Source organism: Streptomyces sp. NPDC048411, assembly GCF_040704695.1.
In the GTDB taxonomy this organism is placed as follows: domain Bacteria; phylum Actinomycetota; class Actinomycetes; order Streptomycetales; family Streptomycetaceae; genus Streptomyces.
Genome location: NZ_JBEZKL010000130.1, coordinates 1 through 20827, shown reverse-complemented (window position 1 = coordinate 20827; position 20827 = coordinate 1). Strand labels below are relative to the sequence as shown.

The window sequence follows — 20827 nt, the reverse complement described above, 5'->3', positions numbered from 1 at the left end:
AGATCTTCAAGATCCTCGAACACGCCGACCGAAACCGACTTGAGAACGCCGAGAATCTCACTCAAGCGGCTTGACACGACATAGCAGCCTCGGGGCCGGGCCGCTGCCGCGGCTTGAGCCCCACCACGGTCTCCGGGATGGTGAACAGCGGTCCCTCGTGCGAGAAGACGTCGTCGGTCCAGTACTTCTCGAGGACGTCCAGCGTCTCCTCCAGCCGCGCGCCCCGGCCCTTCCAGGGCACCGAGACCGCTGTGTACTCGTCAGGCATCCAGCCGAGGCCGAGGCCCACGACCAGACGTCCCTGGCTGAGGAGGTCGAGGGTGGTCAGTGACCGGGCCAGCATGATCGGCGGCTGCCACAGACCGTTCAGCGTGCTCGTGCCCAGCTGGACCCGGGTCGTGTGGGACGCGGCGAACGCCAGGGCCACCAGGGGGTCCATGTGGTTCTCGTAGGCCCGTGGCATCTCGCCGTCGCCGCTCGGGTAGGGCGCGCCCGGAACCAGGGGGGCCAGGACGCGGTCGCCCATCCACAGGGAGTCGTATCCGGCCTCCTCCGCGGTACGGCAGACGCGGAGGACACCTTCCGGCCGGGCGTCGGGACCGAAGGTCGGAAGCGCCAGACCTAGTCGCATATATGTCTCCTCAGGAGGTGACCCGGTCGGGGTCCTTGTCTGTCAGGGGGATGCCGAGCAGGGTCTCCAGGGCGGTGACCGTCCGGGCGGGCTCCACGGCGTGGACGGTGGCGAAGCCCAGTTCGGCCGCGGGCGGCAGATACTGCTCGGTGTCGTCGACGAACACACACTCCTCGGCCGTCAGACCGAGTTCCTTCAGCACGAGCCGGAAGATCTCCGGTTCGGGCTTGCGCGTCCCGTGGACCTCGGACAGCACCACGGCGTCGTAGAGGTTCTCCACCTCGTATCCGTCGTAGAGGTCCCACGGAGTCAGGCCGACGGAGTTCGACAGGACCCCGACCTTCACTCCGGCCCGGCGCGCGGCGGCGGCCGCCGCGATCACCGACGTCTCGGGGCGCAGGTCGGCGAAGATACGGCCCATCAGGTTGTCCGGCGGGATCCCGAGGAGCCGGCCGGCCGCTTCGTTCCACTGCGTCTGGGTGAGCCTGCCGCACTCCAGCTCCTCGGTGAGCCTGATTCCCTCGGGATTCAGGTACATGCCGGTGAGCAGAGTCCCCTCGGCCAGTTCCTCGCGTCGCTCGAAGGCGAGCGCGGCGGGCAGCAGAGGTGTGGTCAGCACACCACCGAAATCGAGGACGAGGCCCTTGCGGTGCTGGGTCATACTCACACCTTAGAGGGCGAGCCGCCGCGGCCTTTCGGCAGGTCGTCAGGTATCCCGCCGCTCGGTCACATGTGTGAGTGGCGGACGGAGGGGACGGCCCTCGCGGGGCGGGGTGAACCCGGGGCGGGCGGGCTACGTTGTTCCCGGTGAAAGGTTCTCCGCCGCCCCGGCGACGGCGGCGGGAACCCGGCTCACCGGCAGACCGGTCACGACGGTCGCGGCCGGCGGGTCGTACGGTGCCGGAAAGCCGCTCTCTTCCGGACCGCTCCGGATCGACTCGATGTCTCAGGAGCCGGAGCGGAAGCGGCCCCGCGTGACGTGCACACCAAACGTGACACGCCGGAGCGGGGCGGCGCCGTGCGTCAGACCATGGGGCTGACCGGCCGCTCGTCGCCCACCAGCGCACGGCCGTACATCTCCTTGGCGAGCCCGGGGTTGAGCGTGGGATGCCGGGACGCTGTCTCCAGGTCGCGCCAGTGACGCTGAATGGTCTTCGCGACCGAGAAGCTGCCGGCCCCGCTGACGGTCAGCAGCGCCTGCACCGCCTGGCGCAGGCATACGGAGGCGTGTCCCGCGTCCATGCGCACCCGCGCCCGCTCGACCAGCGACGGCGTGGTCCCCGAGACCGCCGCCGCGCCGATGGACTCGGCCGAGCGCCTCAGATGCAGCTGGGCGGAGTCGACGAGGGTGGCCGCCTCGGCGAGCGCCGCCTGCACGCTGGGCGAGTCGGCGAGGCGGGCGTGCAGGGACATGGCCATCGGCTTGCCGTCCTCCACGGCCTCCAGAGTGAGCCAGAGGACCGCCCGCGCGATGCCCAGCAGGGGGCCCATGGAGACGAGCGTCATGGACCCCGGCGGAATCCGGTACAGCGGCTCCTCGGGCAGCCCGTTGCCCTGGACGACGTCGGCGAAGCGCCGGAGCCGGTGGTCCAGGACGAGCACCTCGTCGGCGACCAGCGTGTCACTGCCCGTGCCGCGCATGCCCGCCATGTCCCAGGTCCTGTCGATGGTGAGGACGGAGGTCGGCACCAGCGCCAGTCCCCGTTCGGGCGCGCTGCCCGGCTCTCCGGGCAACGGGACGCCGAGCAGGGCCCAGTCGGCGTGGTGGCTGCCGGACGCCCAGGCCCAGGCGCCGGAGACGACCACTCCGCCCTCGACGGGTTCGGAGTTGACTCCCACGCTGCCGAACACACCGCACATGGCGACGTCGGGGCCGTCGCCCCACAGCTCGTGGCACGCCTTCTCCCCGAAGGAGGCGGCGATCTGCTGCGCGACGTACGAGACCATCACCACCCAGGCGCTCGACGGGCAGGCGAGCGCGAGTTCGGCGGACACCTCCAGGCTGTCGGCGGGTAGAAGTTCGTGGCCGCCGAAGCGCTTGGGCACGCCGAGGCCGAACAGTCCCGCCTCCCGCAGCGACCGCTCGGCCTCGGGCGTCAGCCGGCTGTCGCGCTCGGCCGCCTCCGCGGTGCGGCGCAGCACGGGGGCGATCTCATGGGCCGCCGCCATGAGCCGGCGGGTCGGATCGGCGAGTGTGGCGCGCTCGGCGCTGATCGATGGGTTCATCACCACTCCAGGACATCATTACTCGGATCCTTGGCACAGATCCACGGCAGGCAGAATGAACGGATGAGCGCGGTCGAGCGGGCGGGGCTGCTGCGGTTGCCGGAGGAGCGCGACAGCGACGGTACGACGCAGTTCAACCGGCTGAAGCAGACCGAGCAGGGCCCGAGCTGGTCGCACTTCAAGCGCCTGTTCACGCACCTGGAGTGGCTGGACAAAGCTCGGCGACACCGCGGTGTGGGTGGAGGGCGTCGCCTTGCCGAAGGTTGCTGACTTCGCTGGGGAGGCGGATGCGGCGGATGCCTCCGAGCTGCGGGACTACGCGGTGATCAAGTGGATTGCGCTGCTGGCCTGCCTCGCTCACAAGGCGCGGATGCAGGTGCATGATGACCTGGCGACGATGTTCTGCAAGCGGGTCGCCGTGCCGGTGCCGCAGCCGACGTCGAGCACGTCAGGCCCGGGGCTTCCGGCGACGATCCGCGCCACCAATGCATCGGGGGTAGCCGGGTCGGGCTTTGTCGTAGCGTTGCGCGTCCGTGCCGAACGACTCGGCCATCCGCCGGGCCTTATGCGACTCCACTGGGGGCGGTTCCGGTTGCTCTCGCGGTAAGGTGGGCATGCGCCCACCTCAGTGGGCGGGCGCCCACTGGGTAAAGGATGCCAGCGGAGCGATGCACGAGAGGATCTGTGAGTGCCGACTGGGGTGCACCTTCGCAACGCGCGGCAGCAGCTGTTCGACGCCGCCGAACGCATACTTCTGCGGGACGGGCCGAACGGGCTGACCAGCCGGGCCGTCACCGACGAGGCGGGCTGCGCCAAAGGCGTCCTGCATCGGCACTTCACCGACTTCGACGCCTTCCTCACCGACCTCGTGCTCGACCGGGCCGCACAGCTTGAGACTCAGGCGAGTGCGCTGCGTGAGACCGCCGGCACCGGCACGGTGGCCGACAACCTCACCAGCGCGCTGACCACCCTGTTCGGGCCGATTCCGGTGGCAATCATCCCGCTCATCACCTTCCGGGACGAGCTGCGCACACGGCTGCGGCAAGCCAAGCCAGGAGGCGGCATCGCGATCCTCGCCCAGGCCACGACGGCGATCTCCGCTTATCTGGCCGACGAGCGTGAACTGGGCCGCATCGCAGCCGGCGCCGACATCGACTCACTCACCCTCTCCCTGGTCGGTGGCGGGCATCTCCTGTTCGCAGACCGCGACCCCGGCCCGCCGACCACGGCAGTCGTCAACAGACTCGTGACAGCGGTCATCGCCGACGCCGTGCAACGACGACCGGCCTAGCTAGCTTAGGCGTCTTGTTGTGCTTCAGGGTGTTGATCCCGTTTCGATACGCGCGCCACGCCGATCCTCATGCCGTGAACTTTCCGAACAGAGCGCCGAGCCGAGGTGTCACCTCATGTGACACCAAACTGCACACTCTGGCTGATTCATGCTTGATCTCCAGATTGCTGGCTATCGGAAGGGGTTGGCGGTGTCAGCGGACTCGCCCGGCGAGACGAGTCCTGTCTCGTAGGCGAGGACGACGGCCTGGGCCCGGTCGCGCAGGGTCAGTTTGGCGAAGATCCGGGCCACGTGGGTTTTCACGGTCGCCTCACTGAGCGTCAGTTTCTGCGCCAATTCGGTATTGGAAAGACCCCGGCCCATGAGCGTCAGCACCTCGCGCTCGCGCGGCGTCAGTGCGGCCAGATCTCGGTGGACGGCCGGGGTTGCGAGGCCCGAACCGGTTCTGGGGGCGCTGGGGGCGAAGCGCTCCACCAGGCGGCGGGTGATCGAGGGTGCGAGTAGGGCGTCACCGGTATCGACCAGGCGTACGGCGGCGGCCAGATGAGCGGGGGTGACGTCCTTGAGCAGGAATCCGCTGGCTCCGGCGGCGAGGGCGGCGTAGACGTAGTGGTCGAGGTCGAAGGTGGTCAGCATGATCACCCGGCAGTCCGGGGCCTGCGCGAGTATGCGGCGGGCGGCTTCCAGGCCGTCCATGGCGGGCATCCGGATGTCCATCAGTACGACGTCGGGCCGCAGCCTCCGCACAGTGGCCACGGCCTCGGCTCCGTCGCCGGCTTCGCCCACTACGTCGATGCCGCGGGCGGTCAGGATCAGGCGGAAGCCGGTGCGGACCAGCTCCTGGTCGTCGGCGATCACGACGCGAGGGGCGGGCTCGGTGCGCGTCGTCATGGCCGGTCCAGTGGGATCCGGGCGCGGACGCGGTAGCCGCCGCCGAGGCGGCGGCGGGCGTCCAGGTCGCCGCCGTAGACGGCGACCCGCTCACGCAGGCCGAGCAGCCCGCGTCCCGTTCCTATCCGGCGACGTTGAGCGGCGGCGAGCGGCAACGGGTCGCCGTGGCTCGGGCCCTGATGAACCGTCCCGCGCTGTTGCTGGCCGACGAGCCGACCGGCGCCCTCGACAGCCGGTCGGGCGAGCAGGTGATGGATCTGCTGATCGACCTCAACCAGATCGGCCAGACCCTGTTGATCGTCACCCACGACCCTCAACTGGCCACCCGCTGCGCCAGCCGGCTGATCCAAGTCGCCGACGGCCGGGTCGCCCGCGAAAGCACGCTGGAGGCGACCGCGTGAGCGCCGTATGGAGAGCCTCACGCGCGGCCGTGAAACGCCGCCGGCTCCAGACCTTCGTCATCGGGCTCGTCGTGCTCTGCTCCACCACGACCGTCCTGCTCGCGCTGGCGCTGCTGAGCGCCACCTCGGGCCCCTTCGACAAGGCCTACGCCGAACAGCGCGGTGCCCATACGGTGGCGACCTTCGACACCACGAAGGTCTCGCAGGAGCAGCTGGCGCGGACCGCCCGACAGCCCGGGGTGGAGGCCGCGGCCGGACCGTTCGGGCAGGCCGTCGTCGACATCCCCAAGGACTGGCTCTGGACGGCGGGCGGCACCCTCACGGTGGTGGGCCGGGCCGATCCGGCGGGCCCGGTGGACCGGATCGAACTCCTTGAGGGCCACTGGGCCACCGCCCCCGGCGAGATCGTCGTCAACTGGTCTGCCCAGGGCTCCCCTGGCCCGAAGCTGCTTGGCACCAAGCTGGAGACCCCCGGCGGAGCGACGCTGACCGTCGTCGGATTCGCCACCAGCATGAGCAAATCGGCGAGCGCCTGGGTCTCGCCCGAGCAGATGGCCGCACTGCGCCCGACCTCCGCCCAGTTGCTGTACCGCTTCACGGACTCCTCGACGGAGGCCCAGCTGAGCGCCTCGCTGGCACGGGCCACCACGGGACTGCCCAAGGAATCGCTGACCGGCGCACAGACCTACCTCACCCTCAAGCAGGCCTTCTCCGCGCTGGCCGACTCCTACCTCCCGTTCATGACGCTCTTCGGCATCCTCGGCCTGCTCGTCTCCACCCTGATCGTCGGCAACGTGGTCAGCGGGGCGGTCGTCTCCGGGTACCGGCACATCGGGGTGCTCAAGGCCCTGGGCTTCACACCGAACCAGGTCGTCGCCGTCTACCTGACGATGCTCTCCGTACCAGCGGTGGTGGGCTGCGTGCTGGGCACTCGGGCCGGCAACGCGCTGGCCGGGCCGATCCTGAAGGGCGCGTTCACCGGCATCGACGTGGGCCGGGCCTCGGTCGGCGACATCAGCCCGTGGGTGTCCGTGGCCTGCCTCGTGGGCATGCCCGCTCTCGTCCTGCTGGCCGCGCTGGTACCCGCCCTGCGCGCCCACCGGCTGCCCGCCGCACGGGCGATCAGCGCGGGCGGCGCGCCGCGGACCTGGCGTGGGTTGCGCGTGCAGCGGATGCTTGGCGCCACCAGGCTGCCGCGCCCGGTCAGTCTGGGCCTCGGCCAGCCGTTCGCCTGCCCCAGCCGCACCCTGCTGACCATGGCGGCCATCGTCCTCGGGGTCACCACGGTGACCCTGTCGACCGGACTGACGAGCACCATGGTGGCGTACGGCAATGTCGGGCGGGAGGACGGAGGCGCCAGGTTCCACGTGACGACCGGGGGATCGGGCAACGACCGGACCCCGCCCCGGCTCGGTGACCTGCAGATCGAGGAACGGCTGCTGTCCCTGCCGGGTGCGGCGGGGGTACGGGCCCGCGCGCTGGCTCAGGCGAACATGACCGGGCAGGCCCAGCACGTCTTCGCCGACTTCTATCGCGGCGACGATTCCTTGTACGAGCACACCATCGTCAAGGGCCGGGCGCCGGCCGCGGCGGGCGAGATCGTGGCCGGGCCGGCGTTCCTGACCCAGCGCGGGCTGAAGCTCGGTGACCGGGTCACGCTGGAGATGAACGGCAGGAAGATCACCGCGACCGTCGTGGGTCAGCTCATGGAGGGCAACGCGCGTGCCTTGGAGGCAACTTGGGAGAGTTTCGCCCAACTCGCACCGGACGCCCACGCCACCGAGTACACGGTGCGGCTCGCCCCCGGCGCCGACGCGCGCGCCTACGCCGAGGCGGTCGCGGCGCTCGACCCGGGCCTGCATGCGTCGGTGATGGACTCCGGCAACGCCGGAACCGCCACCGTCATCACCTTCTCGACGGTGTTCACGGTGCTGCTGACGCTCGTCGCATCGCTCGGTGTCTTCAACACCGTTCTCCTGAACACCCGTGAGCGGCGCCGGGACCTGGGCATGCTCAAGTCGATCGGGATGACCCCCCGGCAGGTGGTGGTGATGACGGTGACCTCGGTCGCCGAGCTGGGCGCGTTCGGCGGGCTGCTCGGCGTCCCGCTCGGGATCGTGGCGCACCACCTCGTCGTGGACAACGTCGGGGTGGTCGACTTCCCCGCGTATATGAAGGACGTGTGGCACGCGCCGCAGCTGGCCGCGATGCTGCTGGCGGGTGTGGCGATCGCAGTCCTCGGCGCCCTGGTCCCAGCCCGGTCGGCGGCCCGGATGACCATTGCCTCTGTGCTGCACACCGAGTAGATCACCCGTCAGTACCAGCCTCTGGATCCGGCCCAAGGCAGCCGATGGCGTCAGCCGTCGGCTGGCTGGCTCTACGGATACGCCCGCGTGCTGCTGACCGTCGCGGGTGACGGCATCGCCGAGGGCCAGCTGCTGGGCGCACGGTCTCCGTCATGTCCGCGCAGAACCACCGCCCCCGTCTTCGACAACCCCGCCCACTGGACCGCTGGCCTCCCGGAGAAGGGGCGGCTCGGCGTGCACCTGGTTCCGCTTGCGGGCACTGGTGGGCAGGGTGACGGACTCGCCGTCGAAGCCGACGCCGAGTGGACCCAGCGCCAACTCCACCAAGATCAAGCACTGGCGGCTTTCGGGCTTACCTCGGCGCTCCCCCCATCAAGCCGGCCATGCCGCTCTGCGACGGGCACAGGAGGAGCCGAGTGAGCATGGGGCTCGGTCAACAGTCCCGCTGTGTGGCGCAGTTGGTTTCTCGCCGGCCGAGGCAGCTGGTTCGGCCGGCAGATGTGTCGCGACGGGAGTCTGCTCCGGTTGCCCGGGACCGGACGGAGGCGGCGGCCGTGACGGCGATGGGCTGCCCGAGCACGATCCCGAGCAGGACAAGGATCAGTCCGCATATCTGCTGCAGAGTGAGGGTCTCTTTGGCGATGACGGTGCCGAGCAGCACGCCGGTGACCGGGTTCAGCAGTCCGACCAGGCCGACAGCGGCTGCCGGCAGACGACGCAGGCCGGCAAACCAGGCAACGAAGGCGACCGCGGTCGCGACGACGGTGACGTAGGCGAATCCGAGGACCGCGCCCGCATTGAGGACGGGCGGTGCTCCTTCGCGGACGACGGCCAACGGCAGCACGACCAGGCCTCCGGCAATGAGCTGCCACGATGTCGAGGCAAGGACGTCGACCTCGGCGCTCCACCGCTTCGCGAGCACGTAGCCGAAGGAGGACGTCACCATCGCTGTGGCCGATGCGAGGACGCCGAGTGCGTTCAGGGTCACGGTGCCGGTGAGCAGCATCAGGCATACGCCTGCGATACCGATGCCGCCGCCCAGCAGCGGGAGGCCGCGGGGGCGTTCCGCGATCACGGCCCAGGCGAGCAGCATCAAGACCACCGGTGAGGCCGCCATGATGGTGGAGGCGATGCCCGTCGGCAGCAACTGGGCCGCGAGGTAGACCAGGGCGAAGAAGGACCCCATGTTGAGGGTGCCGAGAATGAGCGACTTCCACCACCACGCCCCGTGAGGTATCTGCCGACACAGCGCCAGCAGCAGGACCCCTGCGGGCAGAGCCCTGATCGCCGCGCCGTAGAGCGGGTGGTCGGTGGGCAGGTATTCGTGGGTGACGAAATAGTTCGTCCCCCAGGTGACCGGAGCGATCGCCGTCACGAGTGTCCATCGCATAGTAGCTTCCACGGAAGGAATATAGCTTCCCTGGAAGCTATAATGAAGCCGTGAACGACTACGAGGATCACGTCGCCCGCATCCAGGCCGAGTGGGCTCGCGAGCGCCCAGATGTGGATGTGAGCCCCCAAGGCGTGATCGGCCGGCTCCATCGCCTCGCCAGTCTTCTGACCGAGCAGTTGTGCCTGGTCTACCGGCGATACGGACTGAACGAGGGAGAGTTCGACGTCCTGGCGGCGCTCCGGAGGGCCGGGGACCCCTTCGAGCGCGCCCCGGGCGAGCTGGCCACGTTCACCATGGTCACCACGGGCGCGATGACCAAACGCATCGACCGGCTCGAACGCAACGGGCTGGTCACACGTCGCCGGTCCGCCGAGGATGGCCGGGGACGCGTGGTCGCACTCACCCCGGCGGGACGGGAGCTGATCGACCGGGCCTTCGCCGACCACATGAGCAACGAGCGCCGCATACTCGACGAGCTCAACCCCGACGAGGCCGCACGTCTCGAAACACTGCTCACCGCCTGGCTAGCACGTGTCGAGCCGCCTCCCGGCGCACCGTAGTGACTCCTTCGAATGTCACGGCCGAAGCTCTTCGGCTCGCTCAGCATCCTCGTGTTTCACCCGAACCCACGGATGCACCGACTTGAAGCACACCGGTGGACCCGTGGGTTCGCGCTGAAGAGCCTTCGGTTTTCCTGAACCCACGGGGATCTCCGGGTGTGAGTAGTTGGCGTACAGGAAATCCCGGTGAGATTTATCTTGGTTGGGTAGCACATACGAAGGGGCAGTGACGTGCGCGCACGGGGCATCAACTACGACACCGGGTTCCTCCCCGGACAGGACCTCTCCCGCAAGACCTTCACCCGCGAAACGGTCCGGCATGACATGGCGGTGATATCCGACGAGCTGCACTGCGATGCCGTACGCGTCTCCGGCCGTGATCCCGAACGGCTGAGCATCGCCGCCCGCTATGCGGCGGCCGTCGGCCTCGAGGTGTGGTTCGCCCCGTTCCCCGTCGACCTTCCCGCCGACCGGCTGCTGTCGTTCTTCGCCGACTGTGCCCGCCGGGCCGAAGCCGTACGACGGAGCGGTGCCGAAGTGGTGTTCGTCGCGGGCTGTGAGATGAGCGCGTTCTGCGGCGGCTTCATCCCGGGTGACACCTACGGCGACCGTCTGCGGGCCATGGCTGAGGCGGACATGGAGTGGTGGAACGGCCTTGGCGCGGTGCAGGAACGTCTCAACGTCTTCCTCGCGCAAGCCGCCGAGACGGTGCGTGCCCGCTTCGGCGGGCGCATCACGTACGCCTCGGCTCCCTGGGAGTTCGTTGACTGGCGTCCGTTCGACCTTGTCGGCATCGATGCCTACCGCGCCGCGTATAACGCTGACACCTTTCGGTCCGAACTGCGGGGACACCTCGCACACGGCAAGCCCGTCGCGGTGACCGAGTACGGAACCTGCGCCTACCGGGGCGCGGGCGAGCGGGGCGGCTCGGCCTGGCAGGTGCCGCACGACGCGGTGCCGGACGAGGACGAGCAGATTCGCTACCTCACCGAGCTGCTGGACGCCTTCGAAGAGGAAGGGGTAGACACCGCACTCTGGTTTACCTTCGCCGGTTACAGCAGGCCCGGAGACGCGGATCTCGGCTCCTACGGCGTGGTCCGCATGCTCGACGAGACCCGTTGGGAACCGAAGAAGGTGTTTCACGCGATGGCGGCCAGGCACCGCCGCGGCTGAAAGGCAGGACACCCGCCGCCGACTGCGCCAACGGTCGTGCGAGGCGAAGCGGCTGGTCACGCCTGCGTCCAGTCGTTTGCAACATCTCATGAAACATGATCGCCGCAGGTAGACTGCCGTGCGGCCGAGAGTTTCACGAGCGATCACCTATGAAACACCGATCGGGCTGGCACCGGCCTTCGTGCAGATGTTCCTCGGTCGCCGGAGCGCGGTCATGTTTTCGACGTACGGGCAGTCGTGCGGGTGGCGTCATACTGCCTCGCCCCGGTGGGCGGTGGGACACTGCGGCGATGTCGGGATTCACGCGGGATAGGCCCCGGACTCCTGTCTCTGACCCCAGATGCAACCTGGGCGAGGTGTGTGCGGGACGTCTGTTGGCGCTGGTGGCCGAGGGCAACGAGGACGGCACGAGGAATAGTCAAGACCTGTGGACCGGCGTGCCATTAGGGGAACGCCGGTCTCCGCTGGCACGTCGACGTCACTCAACCGAATTGCGCTTCTACAGGTTGCCGCAGAATCGTCCTGAGCTTGGCGGGGTCAGTCCTGCGCGGATCGCTGAGATAGATCTCGTGGTGCGGTCCCGCCTCCCGCAGATTGCTGGCGGGGAGGTACTCGTGGTGCAGCCTGGTCAGGATCGGTGTCTCGTCGTCGTAAGGGCCGATGTGGAGGACCTGGGCGCTGTTGCCCTCGTGCAGCGTCTCTGACCGAACGTCCGGAATGGCCGAAAGGTTCTTCTTGGTTAGGGCGGTGTGCTTGGCGTCTTCGATCATGTCGCTGGTGATCCAGTCGGGGACGTTGATGAGCAGTCTCCATCGCCAGTTGTCCTTGAGCCTGGCCAGGAAGTCGTCCATGTAGTCCGCCCACCACAGTCCCTCCAGTGGGCCCACGACGAAGTCCTTGCCGAGGTCGCCTTTGCTCGCGAACTTGACGGTATAGGCGACCGCATAGAGCGCCTCGACCGCGCGGCGGTACACGGCGCTGGTGTTCGGGTCGCCGTGCCCGTCGATGGCGAGGAAATGGAGCTCGGGGATGTCGACGAGCCCCCAGTCAGTGTTCCTGGGCGAGTAGCACTTCTTGAACTCGCGCTTGACGTCGTACTTGGTGGTCATGCCGAGGTGCCTTCCTGGTAAGTAACTGTCATTACAGATCAGTGGCGTTGTTCAGGCCGCGGTGACCTTGGGGCGTTCGACGAGGTGACCATTCTTGAAGCGGGCGCCGGTACGGACGAGGGCGACGAGGTGAGGTGAGGTGAGGCGCGGTGATCGCGCGCCAGCGGGCTTGGGCGGACTCAGCCAGCTTGAACACCATCGCCAGGGCCGCAGCCGCGCTGCCGGCCCCGCGGGTGACCTTCGTCCTGAGTTTCACGGTGCTGAAAGTACATTCGATCGGATTTGTCGTGCGCAGGTGCACCCAGTGCTCGGCGGGGTGAACGCGACCTCGCCGGTGACCTTCTTCACCGCCTTCGGCCACTTCGCGCCGTAGGCGTCCTCAAAGTCGCGGACAGCCTTCTCGGCATGATCGCGGTCCTGGGCGTTGCAACTCTTGGAGGGCCTTCTTCGCGCCGGGCTGGGCCGACTTCGGCAGGGCATTGATCCCGACGAGGCGACGGGTGAGCGCAAGCGGTTCTCGTCCAAGATTCTCGCGCCATGGTGCCGGAAGTCTGCGAAGATCAGCGAGGTCCTCCCGCTTCTCTACCTGCACGGACTGTCCTCCGCCGCCTCGTGAGTGCGGTCCGTGTTGAGTTGGAGTGGTTGCCGCGGACGCATTCGAGCACCCGGTGCACCGTTGCGCGGGAGACGAAGAAGATCACGGCAAACGTTCCCAGAACTCAGCTGCACAACCAGGCATCCTCACACCGTCCGCGGAGCCGGGGATGTTCAGGCGATGGCGTAGTGGGCGAGCGCCGCTTCGAGCATGTCGAAGGCGCTGGCCCCCTCCGCGGTGATGGTTTCGGTGATCTCGTTATTGGGGTGTCCGGCCAGGGTGAGGCCCTGGATGCGCTGGAACAGGATGCGGTGGACGGTGCCGAGCAGTCCGGCGGCGGTCCGGACGGTGATGTCGTCCGGCGGTGCGCCGACGGCTGTGGCAAGAGCTTGGGCCAGGGCGCTTTCTCGTTGGTCGTGCAGGCCGCGCAGGCAGGCCGTGAGGGTGGGGCTGTCGGCGATCATGCGGGCGAAGGCAGGGCCGGAGAACCCGAAGACCGGATCCGCGGCCGCGGCGGCGTCGGCGAAGGCGCGGCGCAGTGCCGCCAGGGCGGACTCGCCGGGCCGTCGAGCGGTCACCGTGTGCGCCAGGGAGGCGATGAACGCGTCCTGGTGGTCCAGGGCCAGGTCCTCCTTGCGCGCGAAGTAGTTGGTCACCGTCTTCTTGGCGACCCGTGCGGCGGTGGCGATCTCGGCGATGGTGGTCTGCTCGAAGCCCTGGGCGATGAACAGGCGGGTGGCGTGGTCGGAGATGAGCTGCCGGGTCTCCTGTTTTTTGGATTCCCGCAGGCCGGCGGGTTGCGCGGGCGATGTGGTGTCGGTAGCCATGAGGCAATCTTACCTCCGTCGCATTTTTATGTTGACACCCATGGGCTTCGCGGGCTAATTTTACCTCCGTCGTAAGTTTGCGACGACGGAATGAAGAGGAGGGGTCCATGCTCGAACTCAACCGCACCGTGGTCTCCGCCCCCACCATCGACTTCGGCGAGGTCCTGGCCGGGGGCGACGGCAGCAGCCCCGCGCCGCCCCCGCACCGCGCCGCCGTGACGGGCGGCTGCTCGCCCGGATGGCCGCCGCCCGCGCCCGGCGCATCACCCCGCCCGTCCGCAGCCTGCCGCGCCGCGGCGGCTACTGACCCGCAACCGCACCCGCAACCGCACCGACGAATACGCCCGACCGCCTCGCCGACCGGCGGCGACAGGCTCCCCGAACGAATGAGGAGAACCGTCTTGCAGATCACCGCGTCCACCGTCTCGCTCACCGTCGACGACGTCGCCGCCTCCCAGCGGTTCTTCACCACCCACCTCGGCTACGTCGAGCAGGCGGCCGCCGATGGATTCGCCTCCCTGTCGCGCGACGACGCCGCGGTGGACATCGTCCTGCTTCGGCGCGGCATCGAGGTATTGCCGGCCGACCAGCGCGTCCAGCGCGCCTCCGGCCTGATCCTTGCCTTCACCAGCACCGGCCTCGAGACCGAAGAGAAAAGACTGCGCGCCGAGGGCGTCGAGATCACCATGCCACTGCGCGAGGAGCCCTGGGGCGAACGCCTTTTCCAGGTCAGCGACCCCAACGGCGTGATCGTCCAGTTCGTCGAGTGGGTCGCCCCGTCCGGACCCGAGAACGCCTGACAGCCCCACCGGGTCAGGCCGACCCGGGCCCTGACCCTGCAGCGCGCGGCCCGGACTGTGTGCGACATCCCGCAACCACGACACCTTCCCCCTCTCTACGACGGAGACACCTTGCCCGTTCGCATCACTGCACTGACCGACCCCGACCGCGGCCTGTCCAGCTACCGCCTGGCGTGGCTGGCATCCGACACCGACGCAATCCCCGTCGGGTCGGCATTCCTGCGTCTTTTCACCAGGGCTGGGCAGGAGCACCTCGCCGAATTGGATCTCCACGTCCATCCGGCCGAGCGGCGCAACCGCACCGGCTCCCGGCTCCTGGAAGCGGCCATCGCCGCCGCACGGCAGGACGGCCGGCGCTGTGTCATCACCCAGGCCGAGGCCGGCTCTCCCGGCGACCGGTTCCTGACGGCCCGGGGCTTTTGCAGGGTCCTGACCCTGACCTTCACCCGGCTGCCGTTGGCCGAGGCGGACATCACCGCTCTCACCGAGATCACCGAACAGCCACATCCCGGCTATCGGCTGGCGTCATGGGAGGGCACGGTCCCCGACGGCCTCGCCGAAACATTTGTCGCGTCGCGCCACGCCATGGACGACATGCCGATGGGCAGCACCGACTTCGGCACGGTGACCTGGGACCTGGCCCGGGTCCGGGCCGCAGCGGCGGCCATCGAAAAGCGTGGCGACCTGTTGCACACCGTTGTTGCCATCGACGAGTCGGACGGCTCGATCGCCGGGTTCACCGAACTCGTCGTCCCCGGCGACGGCAAGGGTGATGGCCAGCACTACGGCACCGGTGTCCTGCCCGAGCACCGCGGGCACGGCCTGGGCCGTTGGATGAAGGCCGCTTCGATCCGACAGGCGCACGAGCGACACCCGGACCTCGGCGGCCTGCTCACCGACACGGCCGACAACAATCCGTACATGCGACACATCAACGACGCGCTCGGCTATGCGCCAATGCGCACGACATTTGAGTACCAACTCGATCTCTAGGAACGACGGGGGCCGGGCCATCGTCCTGACCCGGTCCCCACAAGGCTGGCTTCCCACGCCGTCCGCACCGGTGCCGTACTCGTCGTCGCCGGTCGGACCACGGGGATTCGTCCGCCGCTGTTGCACCTTTCTGCCACCTCACCGCTTGGCTCCGCCGTCGCGCGTTCTCATCCGTGCTTCCGTTCCTCCCGTGATGCCGCCTTTCTGGCGTGCCGCGGAGTGTTTCTCGCGTGCGCGGATGCGTCCATCCGCCCGTGTCGATCGGCCCGGCCGAGAACAGGGGACTTCATGTTTACTGCACAGCTATCTCTTCAGAACGTCACCCGCCGCTACGACGACCACGTCGTGCTGGACGACGTGTCCTTCAGCATCAAGCCGGGCGAGAGGGTCGGCATCATCGGCGACAACGGAGCCGGAAAGTCCACCCTGCTGCGACTGATCGCCGGGCAGGACCGGCCCGACAACGGCGAACTGACCGTGATCGCACCAGGCGGCTCGGGCTATCTGGCCCAGTCGTTGGCCCTGCCCTCCAAGGCAACCGTCCAGGACGCAGTGGATATGGCTCTTGCCGAACTGCGTGAACTCGAAGCGCGGATGCATCACGCCGAAGCCGGACTCACGGGCTTGGCGGGGGCGGTGCTCACCGCCGCGCTGGACGCCTACGCCCACCTGGTCGCCCAGTACGAGGCGCGCGCCGGCTACGAAGCCGATGCCCGGGTGGACATCGCCCTGCACGGGCTCGGCCTGCCTGGTCTGGCCCGGGATCGGACCCTGGGCCCGCTGTCGGGCGGTGAGCGATCACGGCTGGCGCTGGCCGCGACCTTGGCGTCCCAGCCGGAACTGTTACTGCTGGACGAGCCGACCAACGATCTGGACGACCAGGCGGTGGGCTGGCTGGAGGCACACCTGCGGGCGCATCGCGGCACGGTGCTCGCGGTCACCCATGACCGGTTGTTCCTGGAACGGGTCACCACCACAATCCTGGAGGTCGGCGAGGGCAAGGTGACGCGTCACGGCGACGGCTACGACGGCTACCTTGCCGCCAAGGCCGCTGAGCAGCGACGCCGCCTGCAGGAGTACGCGGACTGGTGCACGGAGCTGGCCCGCAACCAGAAGTTGGCCGCCGCGAACGTGGCACGGTTGGAGGCGATCCCTCGCAAGATGCCATGGTCCGTGTTCGGCCACGGCGGCTTCCGTGCCCGCGGCCGTGGCCACGGGGCGATGGTCCGTATCCGCAATGCGAAGGAGCGTGTCGAACGGCTGACGGACAATCCTGTCGTGCCGCCGCCCGAACCGCTGGTGTTCGCCGCTCGAATGACCACCGCCGACGCTCAGACGTCGAAGGCCGCGGCGGAACTCACCGGCATCCGTGTCGAGGGCCGACTGCACGTACCTTCGCTGCAGATCGGCAGCGAGGAGCGGCTGTTGGTCACCGGGCCCAACGGGGCCGGCAAGACAACGCTGATGCGGGTGCTGGCAGGTGAGCTGCAGCCCGATGCGGGGACGGTGTGCACGCGGGGCCGAGTCGGGCACTTGAGGCAGGAGGAGACGCCGTGGCCGCCTGGCCTGACAGTCCCGCAGGCGTTCGCCCACGGCCGCGGGGGAGAACTGGACGAGCGCATCGATCATCTGTTGTCCCTCGGCCTGTTCAGCCCTGCCGACCTGCGCCTGAAAGTGGGCGAACTGTCCTATGGGCAAAGGCGCCGGATCGAACTGGCCCGCCTCGTCAGCGAACCCGTCGACCTGTTGTTGCTGGACGAGCCCACCAACCATCTCTCCCCCGCCTTGGTCGAGGAACTGGAAGGAGCCCTGGCCTGCTACCAAGGCGCGGTCGTCGTCGTCACCCATGACCGCCGCATGCGAACTCGCTTCACCGGCAGGCACGTGGAACTGAACGCCGGCCAAGTCGCACAGCTTCAGGAGACCGCAGAGGGCTGAAGACCGCAGGTCGCCTCAGCGTCGTCACCCAGCACAGGGTGGCCTTCCAACGGACCCCAGCCCTACCGGACGCGCCGCACACGCCCGCGCGGGATCATCGCGGCGGTGCCGAGGGAGGACCGGAACTGCGGAACCCGGGACAGGATCGAGCCCCTGGTGGTAGAGGCAGGACCGACGCTCAGGATTTCAAGATCATCCCGTGGCGGCTCTTGGGCTTACCTTGGCTGGACCTCTTCGAGAACCTCGACCGGGACCGGGACCGGGGCCGGGACCGGGATCGGTCAGCGGTCGAGCCCCTTCCGCGCCGTGCCCGGCCGCCGTCTCGCTGCGCGGCCGACGGCCCGGGACGGCGTACGGCGGGCCTGCTGAGGACTGCTGATCAGCACCCTGTCCTCGTGCGTCCGGGCCGCCTCGAAGATCTCCGCCCAGGAGGTCACGGCCGGACGGCGGCGCAGCAGTGCACGGCGTTCCCGGTCGGTCATCGCGCCCCACACGCCGTATTCCTCGCGGTTGTCCAGGGCATGGGCCAGGCAGTCGAGCCGGACCGGGCAGTCGGCACAGACGGCCTTGGCCTCGTTCTGAGCGCCTTCGGCGAAAATCCGCTCCGGCCGCGTCCGGCACAGCCCTCGGTCGACCCAGTCCATGCCCACCTCGCTCCCCAGCGGTGCGCCTGCCGGTCTCCGCCTGTCGCATCCTTACACATGTGTGAAGTAGATACGTATGACATTAGCTCACCTGTGGCGGCACTGCCCGCGCGCCGGGTCACCGCGGCGTGCCGCCCGGCGCGGAGGTGTCAGTCCTCGTACCGGATGCGGTGGCACAGCGCGGGGAGGTCGCCCGCGGCGAGGCCGCGGAACATCGGCATCTCGGTGCCACGGCTGACCCCCGACCACAGCGTGCGCACCAGGACCTCGCCGTCCTTCGGCTCCGGCACGTCACGTCCCGGAGCTCGCCGTGCCCCGGCGAGCGCAGCCGGAACGCGCGGGCGGAGTGACTCATCATGGTCCTCCTGAAGGATCGGCGCGCCGGGTCGATGACACATGTCTCGCAGGAGAAAGTACACACCCGGCGCGCAGGGCCGGTCCAACCGCCCGGAAGCCGCACAAGAAACTTTTCAGCCATAACAGGTGACGGAAACCCCCGGAGACACTTAGTCTTCTGTCCCGGGAGGAGTGGGACAGGCGGCGGGACATCATGGGCGCAGCCGCCATTCCGGGTGAGCGCACCCCATGTGTGATGCGCTCACCGGCCGTACGGGGGCACGACCGCGACCGCGTCGGCGGCTTCCGGAGCGCACCACCCACCCGAGGTCCGGAGACGAACCGCGCAGGTGGTCGTCGCCGCGGCGACGAGGAACAACGACGTACCCTCGCCCTGCCGCCTGGCGCGATCCGTACGCACGGGCAGCCCCGGCCGGGCGCTGGTTCAGCAGTGAAGGGAGTGGGGGACAGTGGAGTCGATCGTCGGGACCATGGTCGGCCGCGAGAGCGAGCAGGAGGTGCTGTCGGCACTCGTGGTGGCCTCAGGGGGCCGGGCTCTCGTCCTGCGGGGTGACACAGGTGTGGGCAAGAGCGCTCTGCTGGACCACGCCGCCGCACTCGCGACCGGCGAGAAACACAGGGTGATCAGAGCGGCCGGGGTCGAGGCCGAGTCGGAGCTGCCGTTCGCCGGTCTGCACCAGTTCCTGTATCCCCTGCTCCCCTACATCGGCCAGCTGGACGACAGCCACCGAGGCGTCTTCGACGTCGTCTTCGGCAGGAGCGAGGGCACGCCTCCCTCGGTCATGACCCTCGGCATCGCCGTCCTCGACCTGCTCTCCCTCACGGCCTCGCAGCAACCCCTCCTGCTGGTTCTCGACGACGGCCAGTGGCTCGATACCTCCAGCACCGAGGTGTGCGGGTTCGTGGGGCGCCGGCTCACGGGCAGCTCGGTGAAGCTCGTCGTCGGCCTGCGCTCCGAAGTGCCCTCGGGTTTCGACACGGCCGCGCTGCCCGAACTGCCGGTGACCACGCTGTCGGAGAAGGCCTCCGAACAGCTCCTGGACATGCGCCATCCCGGACTCGATCCCCGGATCCGCCGTCTGGTCCTGGACGAGGCCCAGGGAAACCCGCTGGCCCTGCTGGAGCTGCCGCCCTACGTGCGCGGCGACCGGGCGGGATACAACGCCGAGGAACTGTTTGGATACGCCGGCGTCCCGCTGCCCCTGCGCCTTCAGCACGTGTACGGCTCTCGTATCGAGGCCCTCGGTGACACCGTGCGCGCTGAGCTGCTGCGCGGCGCCCTGGACGGCGTCGGAGCCGGTACGGCGGCCGGCCGCACACGGGGCACGCGCTATCGCATGGTGAACGCCGACGAGGCCGCGGCCTGCGGCCTGCTGGACATCGACCCGCTCAGCGGTGACTTCGTCTTCCGGCACCCACTGGTGCGGTCGACCGTCGTCCAGACGGCGACCCCCAACGAGCGGCGCGCGGCGCACGCCGCCCTCGCCCACGTACACCGTGACGACGTGGAACGGCGCGCCACACACCTGGGGGCCTCGACGGTCGACCCGGACGAGGAGGTCGCGGCCGCGCTGGAGACGGCGGCCGAATCCGCCACCCGACGTGGCGGCGCGCTGGCCGCCGTCGCCTGGCTGACCCGTGCCGCGGAGCTCAGCGAGAGTCACGAGCAACGGTCCCGGCGGCTGGGCGACGCCGCGTTCATCGCCGGCCACGCGGGCCTGCTGGACCAGGCCCAGCACTTGGTCCGCTCCGACACGCCGTCCGGAAGGACCGAGTCTCCGATCTCGGTGGTCACCTCGGCCTATGTCGCGCTGTACGAGGACGGGGACGTACGGTCCTCGCAGCGCCAGGTCGTCGCGGCGATCGAGAACATGCGTGACGGCGGGGAGCGGCAGCCGAACGAGGTGCTCACACGGCTGGTCAACCTGCTGCTGGCCATCAACCAGTACGCGAGTGACGAGGCCGCGTGGGAGCGCACCCATGAGCTGCTCGGTTCCCTGGGCGACCTGGTGCCCCCGCATTCACACGTCTACCAGGACGCGTGGGGCGATGTGGTGCGGCACGGCGCGGGTGTGCACGGGCGGGTGGAAGGTGCCTTCGCCGACCTCCGCGAGCTCGAACCGTGGGACATCAGCCGGCTGGGGGTCGCCGCCTACCACGTGGACACACTCAGCCAGTACCGGCCGCATCTCCAGCGCACCGTGGACCGCGAGGTGGAGACCGGGGCCATGGGCTCCGGCATGACGATGCTGCATCTGATCATGCTCGACCAGATCACGGTCGGCGAGTGGGACGAGGCCGAGCGCACCGGACAGCGCTGCCTGGACCTGACGACCTCCCACCGGCATGCGCTGTTCGCGCATCACACCCGTGCGTATCTGGCCCAACTGGCCGCCCTGCGCGGCCAGGTCGAACGCGCCCGGGAACTCCAGGCCATGGTCGACGCCTGGTCCCGCCCCCGCGGCGTCGGCTTCCTCACCCAGATCGCCGACGCCGTCGGCACCACCGCCGCCCTCAGCGAAGGCGACTACGAAGCCGCCTACCTCCACGCCATCGGCATCACACCCCCCGGCTCCTTCGAGCCCTACGCCCACCAAGCCTCCCGCACCCTCCTCGACCTCGTCGAAGCAGCCGTCCACACCGGCCGCTCCGAACAAGCCCGCCGCCACGCCCTCGCCGCCCACCAGGCCGG

17 protein-coding genes and 5 pseudogenes are annotated in these 20827 nt (G+C 69.1%); 10 read left to right on the top strand and 12 right to left on the bottom strand.

What is annotated here, in order from left to right; all coding sequences use genetic code 11:
- Nucleotides 1–61 precede the first annotated feature (61 nt).
- The 3 genes from AB0915_RS31660 to AB0915_RS31650 form a co-directional block, all read right to left on the bottom strand.
- Nucleotides 62–631, bottom strand: coding sequence for an LLM class flavin-dependent oxidoreductase (locus AB0915_RS31660; RefSeq protein WP_366694349.1), 570 nt, complete (start codon nt 629–631; stop codon nt 62–64).
- Nucleotides 632–641: 10 nt separating this feature from the next.
- Nucleotides 642–1292 carry an HAD-IA family hydrolase gene (locus tag AB0915_RS31655; RefSeq protein WP_366694348.1) on the bottom strand — a complete coding sequence of 217 codons (651 nt, stop codon included), beginning with the start codon at nt 1290–1292 and terminating at the stop codon, nt 642–644.
- A 362-nt stretch (nt 1293–1654) separates the two neighbouring features.
- Nucleotides 1655–2857, bottom strand: coding sequence for an acyl-CoA dehydrogenase family protein (locus AB0915_RS31650; protein WP_366694347.1), 1203 nt, complete (start codon nt 2855–2857; stop codon nt 1655–1657).
- Nucleotides 2858–2920: 63 nt separating this feature from the next.
- On the opposite strand from AB0915_RS31650, the gene AB0915_RS31645 reads away from it, so the two are divergent.
- Nucleotides 2921–3127, top strand: a complete 207-nt coding sequence (locus tag AB0915_RS31645; RefSeq protein WP_366694346.1) for a hypothetical protein — start codon at nt 2921–2923, stop codon at nt 3125–3127.
- A gap of 138 nt (nt 3128–3265) precedes the next feature.
- On the opposite strand, the pseudogene AB0915_RS31640 reads toward AB0915_RS31645, so the two are convergent.
- A pseudogene (locus AB0915_RS31640) lies at nt 3266–3473 on the bottom strand (SAM-dependent methyltransferase); the annotation flags it as partial.
- A 72-nt stretch (nt 3474–3545) separates the two neighbouring features.
- On the opposite strand from AB0915_RS31640, the gene AB0915_RS31635 reads away from it, so the two are divergent.
- A complete protein-coding gene (locus AB0915_RS31635; protein ID WP_366694345.1) occupies nt 3546–4148 on the top strand; it encodes a TetR/AcrR family transcriptional regulator in 603 nt (200 codons plus the stop codon).
- Nucleotides 4149–4319: 171 nt separating this feature from the next.
- Here the strand turns inward: AB0915_RS31635 and AB0915_RS31630 are convergent, their stop codons facing one another.
- Nucleotides 4320–5039: a response regulator transcription factor gene (locus AB0915_RS31630; RefSeq protein ID WP_366694344.1), complete on the bottom strand. Its 720-nt coding sequence runs from the start codon at nt 5037–5039 to the stop codon at nt 4320–4322.
- Nucleotides 5036–5161, bottom strand: a pseudogene (locus tag AB0915_RS31625) (sensor histidine kinase); the annotation flags it as partial. The gene AB0915_RS31630 and the pseudogene AB0915_RS31625, both read right to left, overlap by 4 nt.
- Here AB0915_RS31625 and AB0915_RS31620 point away from each other — a divergent pair.
- Both AB0915_RS31620 and AB0915_RS31615 read left to right on the top strand, forming a co-directional pair.
- Nucleotides 5153–5440 (top strand): annotated as a pseudogene (locus AB0915_RS31620) (ATP-binding cassette domain-containing protein); the annotation flags it as partial. The pseudogenes AB0915_RS31625 and AB0915_RS31620 sit on opposite strands and share 9 nt — an antisense overlap.
- On the top strand, nt 5437–7746 hold the full coding sequence (locus AB0915_RS31615) for an ABC transporter permease (protein ID WP_366694343.1): 2310 nt from the start codon (nt 5437–5439) through the stop codon (nt 7744–7746). The pseudogene AB0915_RS31620 and the gene AB0915_RS31615, both read left to right, overlap by 4 nt.
- A 433-nt stretch (nt 7747–8179) precedes the next feature.
- Here AB0915_RS31615 and AB0915_RS31610 read toward each other — a convergent pair whose 3' ends face one another.
- The gene (locus AB0915_RS31610; RefSeq protein ID WP_366694342.1) at nt 8180–9136 is read right to left on the bottom strand and encodes a DMT family transporter; all 957 of its coding nucleotides are present in this window, start codon (nt 9134–9136) and stop codon (nt 8180–8182) included.
- Nucleotides 9137–9186: 50 nt separating this feature from the next.
- Here AB0915_RS31610 and AB0915_RS31605 point away from each other — a divergent pair, with 50 nt between their 5' ends.
- Together AB0915_RS31605 and AB0915_RS31600 are read left to right on the top strand one after the other, a co-directional pair.
- Nucleotides 9187–9699, top strand: a complete 513-nt coding sequence (locus AB0915_RS31605; protein WP_366694341.1) for a MarR family transcriptional regulator — start codon at nt 9187–9189, stop codon at nt 9697–9699.
- A gap of 231 nt (nt 9700–9930) precedes the next feature.
- The gene (locus AB0915_RS31600; protein WP_366694340.1) at nt 9931–10872 is read left to right on the top strand and encodes a hypothetical protein; all 942 of its coding nucleotides are present in this window, start codon (nt 9931–9933) and stop codon (nt 10870–10872) included.
- Between the two features lie 482 nt (nt 10873–11354).
- On the opposite strand, the gene AB0915_RS31595 is transcribed toward AB0915_RS31600, so the two are convergent.
- The 3 genes and pseudogenes from AB0915_RS31595 to AB0915_RS31585 form a co-directional block, all read right to left on the bottom strand.
- A complete protein-coding gene (locus AB0915_RS31595) occupies nt 11355–11981 on the bottom strand; it encodes a GyrI-like domain-containing protein (RefSeq protein ID WP_366694339.1) in 627 nt (208 codons plus the stop codon).
- Between the two features lie 51 nt (nt 11982–12032).
- Nucleotides 12033–12459 (bottom strand): annotated as a pseudogene (locus tag AB0915_RS31590) (transposase); the annotation flags it as partial.
- Between the two features lie 290 nt (nt 12460–12749).
- On the bottom strand, nt 12750–13403 hold the full coding sequence (locus tag AB0915_RS31585) for a TetR/AcrR family transcriptional regulator (protein ID WP_366694338.1): 654 nt from the start codon (nt 13401–13403) through the stop codon (nt 12750–12752).
- Nucleotides 13404–13804: 401 nt separating this feature from the next.
- Between AB0915_RS31585 and AB0915_RS31580 the strand changes: the two genes are divergently transcribed.
- From AB0915_RS31580 to AB0915_RS31570, 3 genes are all read left to right on the top strand, one after another.
- Nucleotides 13805–14203, top strand: a complete 399-nt coding sequence (locus AB0915_RS31580) for a VOC family protein (protein ID WP_366694350.1) — start codon at nt 13805–13807, stop codon at nt 14201–14203.
- 111 nt (nt 14204–14314) lie between these two features.
- Nucleotides 14315–15196 (top strand): GNAT family N-acetyltransferase, encoded by an 882-nt coding sequence (locus AB0915_RS31575; RefSeq protein WP_366694337.1) that lies wholly within the window; start codon nt 14315–14317, stop codon nt 15194–15196.
- Nucleotides 15197–15484: 288 nt separating this feature from the next.
- Nucleotides 15485–17134, top strand: coding sequence for a TlrC/CarA/OleB/SrmB family ABC-F type ribosomal protection protein (locus tag AB0915_RS31570; protein ID WP_366694336.1), 1650 nt, complete (start codon nt 15485–15487; stop codon nt 17132–17134).
- A gap of 281 nt (nt 17135–17415) precedes the next feature.
- Here the strand turns inward: AB0915_RS31570 and AB0915_RS31565 are convergent, their stop codons facing one another.
- Together AB0915_RS31565 and AB0915_RS31560 are read right to left on the bottom strand one after the other, a co-directional pair.
- Complete coding sequence (locus AB0915_RS31565; RefSeq protein ID WP_366694335.1) at nt 17416–17778, bottom strand: WhiB family transcriptional regulator; 363 nt, start codon at nt 17776–17778, stop codon at nt 17416–17418.
- A gap of 203 nt (nt 17779–17981) precedes the next feature.
- Nucleotides 17982–18133, bottom strand: a pseudogene (locus tag AB0915_RS31560) (dehydrogenase); the annotation flags it as partial.
- A 451-nt stretch (nt 18134–18584) separates the two neighbouring features.
- On the opposite strand from AB0915_RS31560, the gene AB0915_RS31555 reads away from it, so the two are divergent.
- A partial coding sequence (locus AB0915_RS31555) for an ATP-binding protein (RefSeq protein WP_366694334.1) occupies nt 18585–20827 on the top strand: 2243 nt, incomplete at its 3' end.

Excerpts from the sequence above, each read along its gene's own strand:
- AB0915_RS31660 (WP_366694349.1), bottom strand. The coding sequence starts at position 631 with ATGCGACTAGGTCTGGCGCTTCCGACCTTCGGTCCCGACGCCCGGCCG.
- AB0915_RS31655 (WP_366694348.1), bottom strand. The coding sequence starts at position 1,292 with ATGACCCAGCACCGCAAGGGCCTCGTCCTCGATTTCGGTGGTGTGCTG.
- AB0915_RS31650 (WP_366694347.1), bottom strand. The coding sequence starts at position 2,857 with ATGAACCCATCGATCAGCGCCGAGCGCGCCACACTCGCCGATCCGACC.
- AB0915_RS31645 (WP_366694346.1), top strand. The coding sequence starts at position 2,921 with ATGAGCGCGGTCGAGCGGGCGGGGCTGCTGCGGTTGCCGGAGGAGCGC.
- AB0915_RS31630 (WP_366694344.1), bottom strand. The coding sequence starts at position 5,039 with ATGACGACGCGCACCGAGCCCGCCCCTCGCGTCGTGATCGCCGACGAC.
- AB0915_RS31610 (WP_366694342.1), bottom strand. The coding sequence starts at position 9,136 with ATGCGATGGACACTCGTGACGGCGATCGCTCCGGTCACCTGGGGGACG.
- AB0915_RS31595 (WP_366694339.1), bottom strand. The coding sequence starts at position 11,981 with ATGACCACCAAGTACGACGTCAAGCGCGAGTTCAAGAAGTGCTACTCG.
- AB0915_RS31585 (WP_366694338.1), bottom strand. The coding sequence starts at position 13,403 with ATGGCTACCGACACCACATCGCCCGCGCAACCCGCCGGCCTGCGGGAA.
- AB0915_RS31570 (WP_366694336.1), top strand. The coding sequence starts at position 15,485 with ATGTTTACTGCACAGCTATCTCTTCAGAACGTCACCCGCCGCTACGAC.
- AB0915_RS31565 (WP_366694335.1), bottom strand. The coding sequence starts at position 17,778 with ATGGACTGGGTCGACCGAGGGCTGTGCCGGACGCGGCCGGAGCGGATT.